This is a genomic window from Corynebacterium sp. HMSC06D04, from assembly GCF_001807315.1.
GTDB classification, from domain to species: Bacteria; Actinomycetota; Actinomycetes; order Mycobacteriales; family Mycobacteriaceae; genus Corynebacterium; species Corynebacterium simulans.
Genome location: NZ_KV788525.1, coordinates 20,673 through 35,415, shown reverse-complemented (window position 1 = coordinate 35,415; position 14,743 = coordinate 20,673). Strand labels below are relative to the sequence as shown.

13 protein-coding genes and 1 pseudogene are annotated in these 14,743 nt (G+C 59.1%); 13 read left to right on the top strand and 1 reads right to left on the bottom strand.

Going from position 1 to position 14,743, the window contains the following annotated elements; all coding sequences use genetic code 11:
• Window positions 1-664: 664 nt before the first annotated feature.
• From eccCb to HMPREF3155_RS01025, 10 genes and pseudogenes are all read left to right on the top strand, one after another.
• Window positions 665-3,070 (top strand): annotated as a pseudogene (gene eccCb / locus HMPREF3155_RS01070) (type VII secretion protein EccCb); the annotation flags it as partial.
• The gene (locus tag HMPREF3155_RS01065; RefSeq protein WP_070432355.1) at window positions 3,067-4,197 is read left to right on the top strand and encodes a type VII secretion-associated protein; all 1,131 of its coding nucleotides are present in this window, start codon (window positions 3,067-3,069) and stop codon (window positions 4,195-4,197) included. The pseudogene eccCb and the gene HMPREF3155_RS01065, both read left to right, overlap by 4 nt.
• 119 nt (window positions 4,198-4,316) lie before the next feature.
• A complete protein-coding gene (locus HMPREF3155_RS01060) occupies window positions 4,317-4,634 on the top strand; it encodes a WXG100 family type VII secretion target (RefSeq protein ID WP_061920581.1) in 318 nt (105 codons plus the stop codon).
• A gap of 46 nt (window positions 4,635-4,680) precedes the next feature.
• A complete protein-coding gene (locus HMPREF3155_RS01055) occupies window positions 4,681-4,968 on the top strand; it encodes a WXG100 family type VII secretion target (RefSeq protein ID WP_061920583.1) in 288 nt (95 codons plus the stop codon).
• A 325-nt stretch (window positions 4,969-5,293) separates the two neighbouring features.
• Entirely contained in the window at window positions 5,294-5,737 is a 444-nt protein-coding gene (rplM, locus tag HMPREF3155_RS01050) for a 50S ribosomal protein L13 (protein ID WP_034656527.1), read from the top strand.
• Complete coding sequence (gene rpsI / locus HMPREF3155_RS01045; RefSeq protein WP_061920585.1) at window positions 5,737-6,279, top strand: 30S ribosomal protein S9; 543 nt, start codon at window positions 5,737-5,739, stop codon at window positions 6,277-6,279. The genes rplM and rpsI overlap by 1 nt, the downstream gene beginning before the upstream one ends.
• Before the next feature lie 126 nt (window positions 6,280-6,405).
• Window positions 6,406-7,749: a phosphoglucosamine mutase gene (gene glmM, locus HMPREF3155_RS01040; protein WP_061920587.1), complete on the top strand. Its 1,344-nt coding sequence runs from the start codon at window positions 6,406-6,408 to the stop codon at window positions 7,747-7,749.
• Between the two features lie 147 nt (window positions 7,750-7,896).
• Window positions 7,897-8,220 (top strand): hypothetical protein, encoded by a 324-nt coding sequence (locus tag HMPREF3155_RS01035; protein ID WP_061920589.1) that lies wholly within the window; start codon window positions 7,897-7,899, stop codon window positions 8,218-8,220.
• A complete protein-coding gene (locus HMPREF3155_RS01030) occupies window positions 8,217-9,863 on the top strand; it encodes a hypothetical protein (RefSeq protein WP_070432354.1) in 1,647 nt (548 codons plus the stop codon). The genes HMPREF3155_RS01035 and HMPREF3155_RS01030 overlap by 4 nt, the downstream gene beginning before the upstream one ends.
• Window positions 9,863-10,126 carry a hypothetical protein gene (locus HMPREF3155_RS01025; protein WP_061920593.1) on the top strand — a complete coding sequence of 88 codons (264 nt, stop codon included), beginning with the start codon at window positions 9,863-9,865 and terminating at the stop codon, window positions 10,124-10,126. The genes HMPREF3155_RS01030 and HMPREF3155_RS01025 overlap by 1 nt, the downstream gene beginning before the upstream one ends.
• Before the next feature lie 62 nt (window positions 10,127-10,188).
• Here HMPREF3155_RS01025 and HMPREF3155_RS01020 read toward each other — a convergent pair whose 3' ends face one another.
• Window positions 10,189-11,016: a dienelactone hydrolase family protein gene (locus HMPREF3155_RS01020; protein ID WP_061920822.1), complete on the bottom strand. Its 828-nt coding sequence runs from the start codon at window positions 11,014-11,016 to the stop codon at window positions 10,189-10,191.
• 152 nt (window positions 11,017-11,168) lie between these two features.
• On the opposite strand from HMPREF3155_RS01020, the gene glmS reads away from it, so the two are divergent.
• The 3 genes from glmS to tsaE all read left to right on the top strand — a co-directional run bounded on the left by glmS (window position 11,169) and on the right by tsaE (window position 14,728).
• A complete protein-coding gene (gene glmS, locus HMPREF3155_RS01015; RefSeq protein WP_061920595.1) occupies window positions 11,169-13,040 on the top strand; it encodes a glutamine--fructose-6-phosphate transaminase (isomerizing) in 1,872 nt (623 codons plus the stop codon).
• A gap of 136 nt (window positions 13,041-13,176) precedes the next feature.
• Window positions 13,177-14,271, top strand: coding sequence for an alanine racemase (gene alr, locus HMPREF3155_RS01010; RefSeq protein WP_070432353.1), 1,095 nt, complete (start codon window positions 13,177-13,179; stop codon window positions 14,269-14,271).
• A complete protein-coding gene (tsaE, locus tag HMPREF3155_RS01005) occupies window positions 14,264-14,728 on the top strand; it encodes a tRNA (adenosine(37)-N6)-threonylcarbamoyltransferase complex ATPase subunit type 1 TsaE (protein ID WP_061920598.1) in 465 nt (154 codons plus the stop codon). The genes alr and tsaE overlap by 8 nt, the downstream gene beginning before the upstream one ends.
• The last annotated feature ends 15 nt before the right edge of the window (window positions 14,729-14,743 follow it).

Genomic DNA, 14,743 nt, shown 5'->3' with positions numbered 1-14,743 from the left:
TAGGGTGGTTGCGTCGTGCTAATGCAGTTGCAGAGTGGTCCGTCCTTGACACATAATGGGGACGAACAAAACAATGGTGTATGTGTGTTGTTCAAGGAAACTGTGATGATGGGTTATCACCACCACATTTCAATGTGAACCCACTGAACAGAGAGTCTTTAGTTAGGTGATAGCAGCGCCTGACTAACCCCCAGGGTTGCTCCCTGGGGGTTTTCCTTTTGGGTTGTGGAAGTTTCGCGGAGAGAGTGTCTGATGGTTTGTGTGTGGGCGCCTAACCTGCATGAGGAGATGGACAGTAGAATGACTACTGTGGCACGACGAAATCCGGCTGATAAGGCTAAGATTGATGCGATTGAAAAAGCGTGTCAAGTTGTTTGTGTGTGGGGATCGGATCACAATATCAATCTTGGTAGCACGCTGCACCTGTCAATGTCGGAAGCCTCGAGTGTATCGGGGAGGGGCTTTGAGGGCTTGGGTTACGGCTCTACATACCAAATCAGGAAAATTTAGAAACTTCGGTACATAAAATATTTTAAATTTTCCTATTTTCTAGCGCAGGGTTAAAAGTAAGCCCCTAAGCCCCCACATCAATCAGTATGTCTACCACGCGCAGTATTTCGTCCACTGCCCGTAGACGGGGTTACTGTATCGTACCTATAACCCAGGTTCTGGTAAGAGCGAGCTCCTTCGAACACTCGTGACGTCTTTGGCGGCCACACATACGCCGGCCGAGTTGAACCTGGTGCTCGTGGATTTCAAGGGTGGCGCCACCTTTTTGGGCTGTGATTCGCTACCGCACACCTCGGCGGTGATTACCAACCTGGAGGATGAATCCACGCTAGTAGAGCGCATGCATGATGCTATCTCCGGCGAGATGAATCGCCGCCAGGAGCTGCTGCGTGCGGCGGGTAACTTCGCCAACGTCGATGCCTTCAATGCTTCGGCGTCTGCGGTTGGAAAATTCGGTCCGTTGCCGGCGCTAGTCATCGTGGTCGACGAGTTCTCGGAGCTATTGGGGCAGCATCCTGATTTCGCGGAGCTTTTCGTCGCGGTGGGCAGGTTGGGCAGGTCTTTGCATGTGCACCTGCTTTTGGCATCACAGCGCCTGGAGGAAGGCCGATTGCGTGGGCTGGATTCGCACCTTTCTTATCGCATCGGTTTGAAAACTTTCTCCGCAGCCGAATCCCGTCAGGTACTTGGCGTCACGGATGCTTATCATCTGCCAGCCCAGCCGGGCGCGGGCTATCTCAAGACGGATGCCGATGCCCCAGTGAGCTTCCAGGCCACCTATGTATCGGGGCCGGTTGAACGCCAAATTCCCGTGGCTGTCAGTTCCTCCGAGGAAGGCGAGGCAGCTGCGCATGTCGCGCGCGGGCGAGTCAGCCTTTTCAATGGCTGGCCTGAAAATACGGATGCGGATGCAAAGCCTGCACAACCTGATACGCAGACGGTGGTGGACGATACGCAAACGCTTCTCGACGCCGTGGTCTCCGCCGCCGCCAGCGAGGCACAACGCCGTCAGCAGAAAGCACATCGCATCTGGTTGCCGCCGTTGCCTGATGTAGTGGAGCTTTCCAAGGTGGTGGGCAATACCCGCGAGCAATTGACAGAACAAGCAGGACCGCCGAACCTAGAAGCGGCGCTCGGCATCATCGATAGGCCATATCACCAGCGCCAGGATCGCCTCCTCGTAAACCTTGCAGAAAAAGGCGGCCATCTAGCCATTTGCGGCGGGCCGCAATCGGGTAAATCCATGGCGTTGCGCAGTCTAGTGAGCACCTTGGCGGTGCTGAACCTTCCTGCGCAGGTGCGCTTCTACGTCATCGATTTAGGCGGCGGGGACTTGGCTCCGTTGGAGCGTCTCCCGCATGTCGCCGGTGTGGCTGGACGTGCAGAACCCGAAAAGGTCCGCCGCATCGTGGATGAAGTAGCAGGGCATATTCGGTGTCCAAGTGAGACCCATACTTTTCTGGTCATCGATGGCTGGCACCACATTGGTACGGCTGGTGCGGAATACGAGGATTTATCCGAAGCTATCACCGGCATCGTTGCCGATGGTGCCTCAGCCAATATCCATGTGGCGGTAAGCACGAACCGTTGGACCAGCCTGCGGCCAAACGTGCGTGACCTTATTTCTCAACGATTGGAGCTGCGCCTCGGCGAGGCGATGGACTCGCTAATCGACCGAAAGGCCCAACAAAAACTGCCGAGCGCGCCGGGGCGGGGCCTTACTGGGGAAGGCGAGAACATGCTCATTGCGGTAACTGCCAATCAGGACATCGCTCACGTCGGGCGCCTGCATGCGGACTCACTTCCTGCCCCGGCTCTGAAGATGCTGCCGGATAGGCTTGATGAGGTACCCGCTCAAAATGCAGAAGCTGGTATCCCATGGGGAATTGGTGGACCGGATCTCGAGCCGCTTTATTGGAACCCAGACACGACTGCGCATGTTGTCTGCGTGGGCTCTCAAGGCTCTGGAAAATCTACCTTCCTGCGCACCCTGGTTCGTGGAATCGAGGCATTCCCGCGTGAGGAAGCCCGCTTGGTTGTTTTGGACCAGCGCCGCGCCCACCTGGGGGAGTTCAACCCTGAGATGGTCGCGGCCTACGCGGCAAACACCGCCGCCTGCCAACAAGTCATCAGCGATACCGTACGCACCCTGGAAGCCCGAATGCCCGGCGCGGAAGTGACCCCGTCCGAGTTGGCGGCCCGCTCGTGGTGGGAGGGGCCGGAGATCTATCTAGTCATTGAGGACCTTGAGCTCATAAGCGAGATCACTTTGGCGCCGCTCCTTGAACTACTTCCGCATGCCCGGGACATTGGCCTCCACCTCATCATGAGCCGCAAGTCTGGCGGAATCTCGCGCGCCTTGTTCAGCCAATTCCTCTCTGCAGTACGTGACCTGCAGCCGGCGGTATTCCTTCTCGATTCCGATCGCGAGGAGGGCACCATCTTCGGACTTAAGCCAGCGGTCCAACCAGCTGGCCGGGGCCAATGGTCCGTCCGCGGGGCGCTTATCGGCATTGCCCAATCTCTCTACACCGAACCAAACCAGGAGAATGACTCATGAATTCCATCCTGACCGGCGACAATCCCGCTACTGGTTGGACAGAAACCGAAACTCTCGTCGTTACCATTTTGGATGCTGCCACCATCTTTGAAGGCCCTGAAACCGTCTACCGTTATGACCTGCCAGGCACGGGCATCGTCGAAGGCTGGGCGTTAAACGCCGTCGTGGAACAATGCACGAAAATCTGCGGCCCGCAATGGCCGCAGGTTAACGCCGAGGTGATCGTTGATATTTCCGGTACCGCCGTATCTTTCGAAGCGGCAGAAATTCTGCGTCGCCAGCTCGCTGTAACCGGAGTATCCGTAGCTCCCAGTGAGGAAGAAGACTGTGTGAGGCCTGCCTCGCAACCCAGCCCGCTAGAGAGTGGGCCACTAGAAAATGAAGCGGTAGAAAACGCTGAATTTTCAGCCGGACAACCGGCACAAATGTTGCGAACAAATAACGGCGAAGAATCCGGTGATAACACCAGCCTTAAGCCGGAAAAACTACGCGTTAAAAAGGACGGCATTGCGAGCAAGGCGGCGCTGCCGGGCTGGTTCGATCCCTTCTACGCCTCCATCGCGGCAATCGTGCTCATTGTCGCTGTTCTTTCATGGTGGGCAGTGGGGCGAAGTACCGAGACTGCGCCAGCGGCGGAGGCGGTGCCTTCGGAAGAGGAGGCATCGCCAAGCGCTCCTGCAAAAGAAAGCATCAGCGCTAACACGGAAGATGGGGCACAGCCGGAACTCGCGCCGGGCCAAAAAGAACTCGATGTTGAGGGCATGCACGTGGTCTTGCCCCTTGGATTTCAAACGGAGATCAAGGACGGGGTCGTTACGGCAACTGGTGAAGACCCCAACCTGCGAATTCTGCTTGCAGCCGATCCCCTCTATGCAGTGCCAGCCGACATGCTCTTGAAGGAACTCCATGCCGAAATCGAGGCCGATCCCGCCCTGGGCGAGGCGCACGAAGAAGCAGGTCGGCTTTCTTACAAAGAAGACCCCGGAGACGGTTCCAAGATCGCGTGGATGACGTGGGCTGACAAGGACCACCAGCTCTCCGTGGGTTGTCATACAAGGTACGAGGCCAACGTGGTGCAAAAGGCTGCCTGCCGCATGGCCGTGGAATCGCTGGTGAAAAAGATCTAAAAAGTTTGGCGCTGTGGGAACCGCTTGCGGAAAAGGACAGTCCAATAAAGATGAGAAAGCCGCACTCGGCTTTTTCGGGGGAAATACACACCACTTGAGCCCAAAGGGAGGGGCAAGAAATGACTCAGCTGTTCAAGACTGAAGCCGATGTAATGGTGGCCACCGCTGGCCGCGTGGACACCACCAACGATGAAGTGCAGGGGGAACTGACTCGTCTCCAGGGCGTAGTGGATTCTGTACGAGCTAACTGGGACGGCCGTGCACAGGTCTCCTTCGACAACCTGATGCAGCGCTACAACACCTCGGCGCAGCAGCTGCGCGAGGCACTGACCTCGATTTCTGACAATATCCGTGACAACGCACGTCACTTCGATGACGTCGAGGCCACCAACGCGCAGGCATTCAGCAACGTCGGCGGCGCGGGCCTCGCGCTTTAAACACACATCATTGGTAAATACTGGAAAAGAAGAAAAGGAAGAAAGCATGTCTGCCATCAAGTACGAATTTGGTGCCATCGCCGGCGCTGCCGCTGATATCAACTCCACCTCCGGCCGCATCAACGGTCTGCTCGGTGACCTGAAATCCACCCTGCAGCCGATGGTTGCTACGTGGGAAGGCGAGTCGGCTGCTGCATATAACGAAGCACAGGCTAAGTGGGATAAGGCAGCGGCGGAGCTCAACACCGTGCTGGCCACCATCTCGAAGACTGTCTCGCAGGGCAACGACGCAATGAGCGACGTCAACCGCCGCGCAGCTGCAAGCTGGGGGTAAAAAGTTTTCACGCGGACAAGCGCGCAGCCGGGCCCAGAATTTCACCGTTAGAGCAGGGTTTTCAGAAGGCGAACGCAACCAGCTGCGTGTTGTAAAAAAGTTCCTTGCACTACTTTTGGCAACAGCCTTTAGTGGGGCAGGGGACTTTTGGCGTTTTAGCGGCGTTTTGGGTTTTAAGCTGCGCCCGAGTAGGGTTATAGCTCTATGTGTTCGCGCTGTTTTATAGCGCGCGTTTTCTGCAGGTCCCCACCGGCCGCTGTAGCAAAGCGTTTGGACATTCATAGCGTTGGCCGGCAGTCCTCAGACAGACTTTCAAGGAGTCATTTTGTCTACTTTCCACCCGAAGAGCGGTGACATCACCCGCAAGTGGTACGTCATCGACGCTACCGATGTGGTACTGGGCAAGCTTGCTTCCACCGTTGCAGACATGCTGCGCGGTAAGCACAAGCCACAGTTCGCACCGAACGTTGATTGCGGCGACCACATCATCATCCTGAACGCGGACAAGATCCACGTTTCCTCCAACAAGCGCGAGCGCGAGATGCGCTACCGTCACTCCGGTTACCCGGGCGGCCTGAAGTCCATGACTCTTGGTCAGTCCCTGGACACCAACCCGGTTCGCGTTATCGAAGAAGCTGTTAAGGGCATGATGCCGCACAACAAGCTTTCCGACGCCTCCATCAAGAAGCTGCACGTCTTCGTTGGTGAGGAGCACCCTTACGCCGGTCAAAAGCCGGAGACCTTCGAGTTTAAGCAGGTGGCACAGTAATGACCGAGCAGAACATCGCAAACGCTGACAACAACGTAGCCGACGCTGCCGACATCGCTGCAGCAACCACTGCGACCGAGGAGTTCACCAACACCATCGGTGATTCCATCGCTACTTCCACCGAGGCAGAGGCTGAGGCCGCTGCTCCGATCCACGAGGGCCCGATCCAGACCGTCGGTCGCCGTAAGCGCGCCGTCGCTCGTGTTCGCCTCGTTGCTGGTTCCGGCGAAATCACCGTTAACGGTCGTTCCTTCGAGAACTACTTCCCGAACAAGCTGCACCAGCAGGACATCCTCCTGCCGCTGACCCTGCTTGAGCGCGAAGGCCAGTTCGACATCAAGGTCACCGTTGCAGGTGGCGGCCCGACCGGCCAGGCAGGCGCTCTGCGTCTGGCTATCGCTCGTGCACTCAACGTCTACAACCCGGCTGACCGCGCTGCCCTCAAGAAGGCTGGCCTGCTCACCCGTGACGCACGTGCCGTCGAGCGTAAGAAGGCTGGTCTGCACAAGGCACGTCGTGCCCCGCAGTACTCCAAGCGTTAATTTTTCGCTTACGTACAGCTCAAGCCGTTGTTTCCTTTTGGGAGGCAGCGGCTTTTGCCGTTTTCGCACTCCGCAAGGCTTACCTCATGCTGTGCGGTGGTGGGGTCAACGTGCATAATTGGATCCATGACTCGACTTTTTGGAACCGACGGTGTTCGCGGTCTTGCGAACTCGAAGCTCACCCCAATCTTGGCTCTGCAGCTGGGACAAGCAGCGGCGGAAGTGCTTACCGCCAACCGTGAGTCCTACGAGCGGCGGCCCTTGGCCATCATCGGCCGCGATCCCCGCGTTTCCGGCGAGATGCTGGATGCTGCTATTGCTTCCGGTCTGGCCTCCCGTAGCGTCGACGTCGTGCGGGTGGGCGTTTTGCCCACCCCAGCTATTGCCTTCCTGACCGATGATTATGGGGCAGACCTGGGCGTGATGATTTCCGCATCCCATAACCCGATGCCGGACAATGGAATTAAGTTCTTCTCCGCAGGCGGCAAGAAGCTGCCTGACGACGTCGAGGATCAGATCCAGGCCGCCATGGAGACGCTGACCGAACATGGTCCAACGGGCACCAAGCTGGGCCGCATCATCTCCGAGGCACCAGACGGCCGCGAGCGCTACCTGAAGCACCTAGCGGAGGTCGTTACTACCGACCTCAGCGGCATCAAGGTCGTTGTGGATGCAGCAAACGGCGCCGCCTCCAAGGTCGCACCGAAGGCGTACGCGGACGCGGGTGCTGAGGTCATTGCCATCCACAATAAGCCGAACGCCTTCAACATCAACGAGGATTGCGGTTCTACCCACATCGAGAAGGCCCAGGCGGCCGTCGTCGAGCACGGCGCTGACCTCGGCCTGGCACACGACGGCGACGCTGACCGCTGCCTGGCTGTCGACGCCGAGGGAAACGTCGTCGACGGTGACCAAATCATGGCCCTTCTGGCAGTGGGCATGAAGGAAGAAAATGACCTGCGTTTCAACACCCTCGTTGCAACGGTGATGTCCAATCTCGGACTGAAGCTTGCCATGCAGGAGCAGGGAATTGAGGTCAAGGAGACCGCCGTCGGTGACCGCTATGTCTTGGAAGAGCTCAACCGCGGCGATTATTCGCTCGGTGGTGAGCAGTCTGGTCACTTGGTGCTGCCGGATGACTGCACCACTGGCGACGGCACGCTGACCGGCCTTTCCATCATGGCTCGCATGGCTAAGTCCGGTAAGTCGCTACAGGAGCTGGCTTCCGTGATGACCGTGTTGCCGCAGGTGCTTATCAACGTCCCGGTTTCCGATAAGTCCAGCATCATGGCTTCCCAGGAAGTCCAGGACGCAATCGCTGAGGCCGAGTCTGAGCTCGGCAGCACCGGCCGCGTTTTGCTGCGTCCTTCTGGCACGGAGGAGCTTTTCCGTGTGATGGTTGAGGCAGCTGAAGAAGAGCAGGCACGCAAGGTAGCAGGACGTCTTGCAGCTGTCGTTGCTGCTGTATAAGCAGCCTTTGCGCATAATTTAAAAGCCAGCCTGTGCGGTGAATTTTCCGTGGTGGGCTGGCTTTTGCAATTAGTGGGGAACCGAAGGCGGTTGTGGACAGTCCAATAAGGGCAAGAATGAATCTTGGCAGGCCAAGGAGTGCCCACAGTGACTGACGTATTTTTCGACGAGCAAGATGTATCCCAGCGCTTAAACCGCGTGATTGAGGAAAACCAAGCCCAGCGCAGCGCCCACATGGCGGATGTTCCCGCCTTTTCCCCGGCGGCGGCAGGCCGCGACTTTGCCGGGCAAGGCGCGCGCATCCAGGCCATGTTGGAAAGGCTGCACTCGCGCGGTGTCTGGCGCTTGGATAACATCACCGCCACCGCGGAGGCTGCCCGCGCCCAGATTAAGGAATTCTCTGCCTTGGACGAGGCCAACGCGGCAAGCCTTACCCACGTGGAGCCATCCTTTGGCGGTGGGGTCCGATGAGCACCACGAAGTCTTTGTTAGGGGATTATTCGCAGGCCGTCTCCCAGTTTCAGGCCGCCAGCCAGGGCAGCTATGCAGGCCCCAGCACGCCACTAGATTTGCTGGGCAGCATGATTGGTTCCGTCGATGGAATCAAGCCACAGGAACTGGTGCGCGGTACTTCCGCCGCGATGGGCGGACGCCGGCCTGCCCGCGGTGGCGGTGGGCTGAAAGGCTTCCTAGTGGGAACGGTGCTGAGCATCGCGGGAAATGCCCTGATGGATCACCTCGGCGGAGTACAGAAGGACTTTGAGCAAGAGCGCGACGAGGCCGATGAGCTAACCGGTAAGGCGCAGCAGTGTTCCAATGCCATCGAGGACATCGTCGGTGTTTCGGATACTTCTTTGACGGAGCTGTTTTCCGCGGTGGTGCCGTTGCTCAACATCTTGACGATGATCGCCTCCAAGCACCCACTCGGCCGCTTCATCGTCCCGATTATTTCGTCTATCGGCGCCAACCTCATCGAGCAAACCAATGACATGGTGATGACCACCTGCCGCGACCGCGATTCCGCAATCGAGCAATGCTACGACAAGTTCGAGGAGTGCTGCTCCAAGGTATGTGAACGGGAGCTTCCTGAGACTCCGCCTGAGCCTGCGAGAGGTTGTACACCCCCGCTTGCCGACGCCCCGTGTCCATCCGCCCCGCCCACCGTCACCGGCCAGCCGCCTGCCGATACTACGCAGCCTGCCCAAACACCGCCGGCCGAAGTGTGCAATGCTCCAGTACCACCTTCGAAGACACCGCCTACCTGCACCACTCCCGCTGGTGCACCACCAGCTCCACCGAATCCTGCACCGAATCCTGCACCGTCTCCCGTGCCGCCTACTGCGCCGCCTACAGTTCCATCTGTAGCGCCACCGGTTGCGACACTGCCGCCGCAGTTGCCGGTTTGCCCGCCTCCTGCAGCTCCTGTTGAGCAGCCTTGTACGCAGCCAGCGCAGGCGCCGGTGGCGCTCGAGCCAATCCAACCTGCACAGACGCCGTGTCCGGAGGAACAGCCGCGGCAGGTTACAGTCCAGCAGGACACCGAAGTACAGCATGACGCCGAAACTAAGCAGGAGACAGCTGAGTGTGAGCAAGAGATAGTCGAGTGTGAGCAGGAAACCACACGGGTAGCCCAACAATGTCCACCGGAGCAGTCGTGCTGTGGTTGCCTCGGCGCATTGGGCGTCGGCATTGCCATCATCGGCGTGGGATTGCTGGCTGCCGCTGCAGCTGAGTGCCTTGAGAATATGCCGATTCCTGAAGAACCATGCCCGGAACCGCCGCCAGCGCCTGAACCGCCGGCACCTGAACCGCCAGCGCCGGAACCATGTCCGCCGCCAGCGCCAGAACCACCGGCGCCTGAGCCGCCGCAGGATGGCGTCATTCCACCTCCGCCAGAGCTTGCGGAAGTAGAAGAGCCTACACCGCCGCCGGAGAAGGTTGCGCACATGCAGGCAGCGGGCGCACCAGCGCCGCCGCCACCGTCAGAGCCGGCTCCAGCACCTGAGTCAGGTCCGGCGCCTGAGGCTACGCAAGCACCAGCACCACCGGCTCCGGAGCCAGCACCAGTACCAGAAGATAAAACAGTTCACGCACGGAAGGCAGGGCAGTGGTAATGGCAGCAGTAAATGACGAGTTCGCGGAATTTGCGCGCGGCTTTAGGGAGCGGACTGCCGCTCGCCTCCTCGAATTCGAAAAGGCAATGGCACAAGCCCAAGACGAACTCGAAAAGTCCGCTGAAAAAGCAACGGCGAGGGCAAGGATGAACGCGGGGCAGGCGGCGTCGGCAAGCGAGCCGCGTCAGCACTCCGCCTTCCCAGCCCACGGCAAGCGCCGCGGAAGCGGGCAAATCAAATCTGTGCTTCGGCGCAACCAATAGCGGTAAATAAAAAGCCAGCCCGCGTTGTGCGGACTGGCTAGGCGGTGCAGTGACTGCGAATATTAGCGGTGAATACCGGCTTTCTTGCGCAGTTCTTCACCAAAAATACTCTTCACGCCCTTAGCGCTTGCATCAGCTTCGGCGAAACCGTCGTACTTGGACTCACCCGCAAGCGTCGACAGCAGGAAGCCGGTTACCAAAGCGCGTGCGGTTTCAGTCGGGCCTGACTGGAACGCACCGGAACCGACGGCCAGTTTGAAGAGGCGATCCTCAGTGAAACCAGCCTGGGTGCCCTTGGCCAGCTCGCGGTAAGCCACCTCGCCGCCCCAGTTGTCAGCCAGCTGCGCAGGGTTGCCGGCGCGGAAAAGATCCTCGCGCTCGGAACCGATAATCAGGCCCGGAGCCGTGATGGACTTAGCCGCTGCATAAGACGAAGGTGCAGTATCTGCCGGGTACAGCGCTGCTACGGCGCGAACCTTTGGGTTATCAACCGCTGCCAGCGCGGCGATGCCGCCGCCCATGCCGTGGCCGACGATGCCGAGCTTGGAAGGCGATACCGCGATGTTGCCCGTGCCCAGCTTGACGCCAGCTGCAATTTGCAGTGCAGATTCGACGTCCGCAGCGAGATTGCGGTGGCTCGGGTTAATACCCGTCTCCGTATCAGGGGCAACCACCACGATGCCCCAGCTAGCCAAATGGCGCAGGGTAGCGTGGTAATTCTTAACCTTCTTCGTCCAATCGTGGGCGAAGGCCACAGCTGGCAGGCCCTTGCCCTCAGCTGGGGTATAAACCTTGCCGTTGATGCCGGCATAAGAAAGATCGCCGACGAGGACGCGGTGGGGGCCACGCTTGGATAGAGTTCCTAGATGCTTCTTTAGATTCGCAGACACGTATTCCAGAATAGAGGAAGAAAGCACGGCGGCGGGGGATAAGCCATATTGATGGTTCAGAATGCGGGTTTTCTTTCGCGGTTAGCGGTGAGAGAAAAGCTTTAACTTTGCAGTGAAGAGGTTCCAATTCCTATGAGGTAGGATCGAGGCTTATGTGTGGAATTGTTGGATACGTAGGTCACGCATCCAGTGGCCGTGAATACTATGCCCTGGACGTTGTGCTGGAAGGCCTTCGCCGTCTTGAGTACCGAGGCTATGACTCTGCTGGCGTCGCAATGTACGTCGATGGCGAAATTAGCTGGCGCAAAAAGGCCGGCAAAGTTGCTGCCCTCGAAGCAGAAATTGCTTCCCGCCCTTTGCAGGACTCTGTCCTGGGCATCGGACATACCCGTTGGGCAACCCACGGCGGCCCGACCGACCTGAACGCCCACCCGCATGTAGTTGACGGCGGCAAGCTGGCAGTTGTTCACAACGGCATCATCGAGAACTTTGCTGAGCTGAAGGCCGAGCTGACCTCCAAGGGTTATAACTTCGTTTCCGAGACCGACACCGAAGTTGCTGCCACCCTGCTGGGCGATATTTTCCACAATGAAGCTGCAGGTGACCTCACCAAGGCGATGCAGCTGACCGGCAAGCGCCTGGAAGGTGCTTTTACCCTTCTGGCAATCCACTCCGAGCAGGCTGACCGCATTGTTGCCGCCCGCCGCGATTCCCCGCTGGTCATTGGCCTGGGTGAGGGCGAGAACTTCCTGGGCTCCGACGTCTCCGGCTTCATCGACTACACCAAGTCCGCCGTCGAGATGGAAAATGACCAGGTCGTTACCATCACTGCTGACGAAGTTTCCATCACTGACTACGAAGGCAACGCTGCACAGGGCAAGCCGTTCGAAATCATGTGGGACGCAGCTGCCGCAGAAAAGGGTGGCTTCAACTCCTTCATGGAAAAGGAGATCCACGACCAGCCAGCTGCTGTACGTGACACCCTGCTCGGCCGCTTTGACGGCCAAGGCAAGCTGACCCTGGACGAGGTTCACATCGATGAGACGGTTTTGAAGTCCATCGATAAGATCATCGTCATCGCCTGCGGTACCGCTGCTTATGCAGGCCACGTTGCGCGTTACGCAATCGAGCACTGGTGCCGTATCCCAACCGAGGTCGAGCTGGCGCACGAGTTCCGCTACCGCGATCCGATCGTCAACGAGAAGACCTTGGTCGTCGCTTTGTCCCAGTCCGGCGAGACCATGGATACCTTGATGGCGGTGCGCCACGCCCGTCAGCAGGGTGCCAAGGTGATCGCTATCTGCAACACCCAGGGCTCTTCCATCCCTCGCGAGGCCGACGCTGCGCTGTACACCCACGCCGGCCCGGAGATCGCCGTTGCTTCCACCAAGGCCTTCTTGGCGCAGATCACCGCGACCTACCTCCTCGGCCTGTACCTGGCGCAGCTGCGCGGCAACATGTTCGCCGACGAAGTAAACGCGGTTCTGCAGGAGCTGCGCGATATGCCGGAGAAGGTCCAAGCAGTCATCGACAACGAGAAGCAGGTCACCGATCTTGCTAACTCCATGCAAAACGCCGAGTCCGTTCTCTTCTTGGGCCGCCACGTTGGCTTCCCAGTTGCGCTTGAGGGCGCGCTGAAGCTGAAGGAGATCGCATATCTGCACGCCGAGGGCTTCGCTGCCGGCGAGCTCAAGCACGGCCCAATCGCGCTCATTGAGGAGGGCCAGCCGGTCTTCGTCATCGTTCCTTCCCCGCGTGGCCGCGATTCCCTGCACTCCAAGGTCGTATCCAACATCCAGGAAATCCGTGCCCGTGGCGCAATCACCATCGTTATTGCTGAAGAAGGCGACGATGCTGTGGAGGCATATGCTAACCACGTCATCCGCATTCCACAGTCCCCGACGCTGATGCAGCCGCTGTTGGCCACGGTTCCGCTGCAGATCTTCGCCTGTGGCGTTGCCACCGCAAAGGGCTACGACGTCGACCAGCCGCGTAACTTGGCTAAGTCCGTCACCGTCGAGTAAAAGCTCGCTTTAAATCCGGAAGTACCCCTCGCCTTATGGTGGGTGCTTCCGGATTTTGCGTTTTAACCGCACGAGAAATCCGCGCCGCGTGCTGCTGCGTTAGTCCTGCACACCAGTGCAGTGGCACAATAGACCCATGCTTCGTACCAGAATCGACCTTGACGCCATCGCCCACAATGTTTCTTTGTTAAAGAAAAAGGTGGCTCCCGCGCAGCTCATGTGCGTGGTGAAGGCGGATGCCTATGGCCACGGCGTCAAAGAAGTCGCGCCAGTGATGGCGCGTGCGGGTGCGGATGCTTTCGGTGTGGCGACTTTCAAAGAGGCCATTGAGCTGCGGCGTAGCGGAATCGATCAGCCGATTGCGGCGTGGATTTGGGACTCCACGCAGGAAATCGCGGAAGCTTTGGCGTGCCGCATCCACATTGCAGTGCCCTCCTTGGTACACGCGCGCCGCTTGGTGGAATCGGAGATTCCGGCGCAGGTTTATATCAAGGTTGAAACCGGTCTGCATCGCTCCGGCGTGGAGGAAGCGAACTGGGATGTTACTTTCGCATTGCTTCGCGACGCCCCGCAGGTCGAGGTTCTAGGCCTCATGTCGCATTTTGCGTGCGCGGATGAGCCAGATAATCCCTTCAACGACGAGCAGGAAGCTAATTTTCGCCGCGCGCTGGAGCGGGCCCGGGCTGCAGGCCTGGAATGCCCAGTGAATCACTTGGCCAATTCCCCGGCTGTTTTGGACCGACCTTCCTCCCATTTCGAGATGGTCCGTCCGGGCTTGGCTTGTTATGGCCTGGAGCCGATCCCCGGCCTCGAGCACGGCTTGAAGCCGGCGATGACTTGGGCGGCGAGCGTCGTCAACGTCAAGCCGATTCAGCCAGGCGAGGGCACCTGCTACAACCTCACGTGGAAGGCCGAGAAGCCGGGATTTTTGGCCACGATTCCGTGCGGATACGCCGACGGTTTGCCGCGCAACTTTCAGGGCAGGCTTAAGGTCGGCATCGGCGGCAAGCTTTACCCACAGGTGGGCCGCGTGTGCATGGACCAGATTGTCGTGGACTTGGGTGAGAACGAGTACGGCGTCGAGCAAGGCGACGAAGCCATTATCTTCGGCGAAGGCGGCCTGAGCGCGACGGATCTGGCGGAGGCCACCGGAACCATCAATTACGAAATCATCTGCCGTCCCACTGGCCGCACTGCCCGCCACTTTGAGGGAGGAATCGGGCATGCGTAGCCAGTTTCCGCAGCAGGGCCAAAAGCAGGTAGCTACTGCCGAAGCCGCCCGCGAGCTGGGAAAGGAACTGGGGGCGGCGCTTGAGGCTGGCGACCTCGTCATCCTCGACGGCCCGCTAGGCGCAGGCAAGACCACCTTCACCCAAGGCATTGCCGAAGGCATGCAGGTCAAAGGCCGCGTCACCTCGCCGACTTTCGTCATCGCCCGCGAGCATCGCTCGACCGTCGGCGGCCCGTCGCTCGTCCACGTCGATGCTTACCGCCTGCTGGACCACTCCGACGATCCCCTAGGCGAGCTCGACGCGCTGGATTTGGACACCGAGCTTGACGACGCCGTCGTCGTCGCCGAGTGGGGCGGCGGCTTCATGGACCAGCTCGCGGAGGCCTTTTTGCTGATCAACATCAACCGTGAGGCCGCAGACGATACTCGCGTGTTTACCTGGAACTGGGTAGGTTAACTGCCTTCTTGTAGG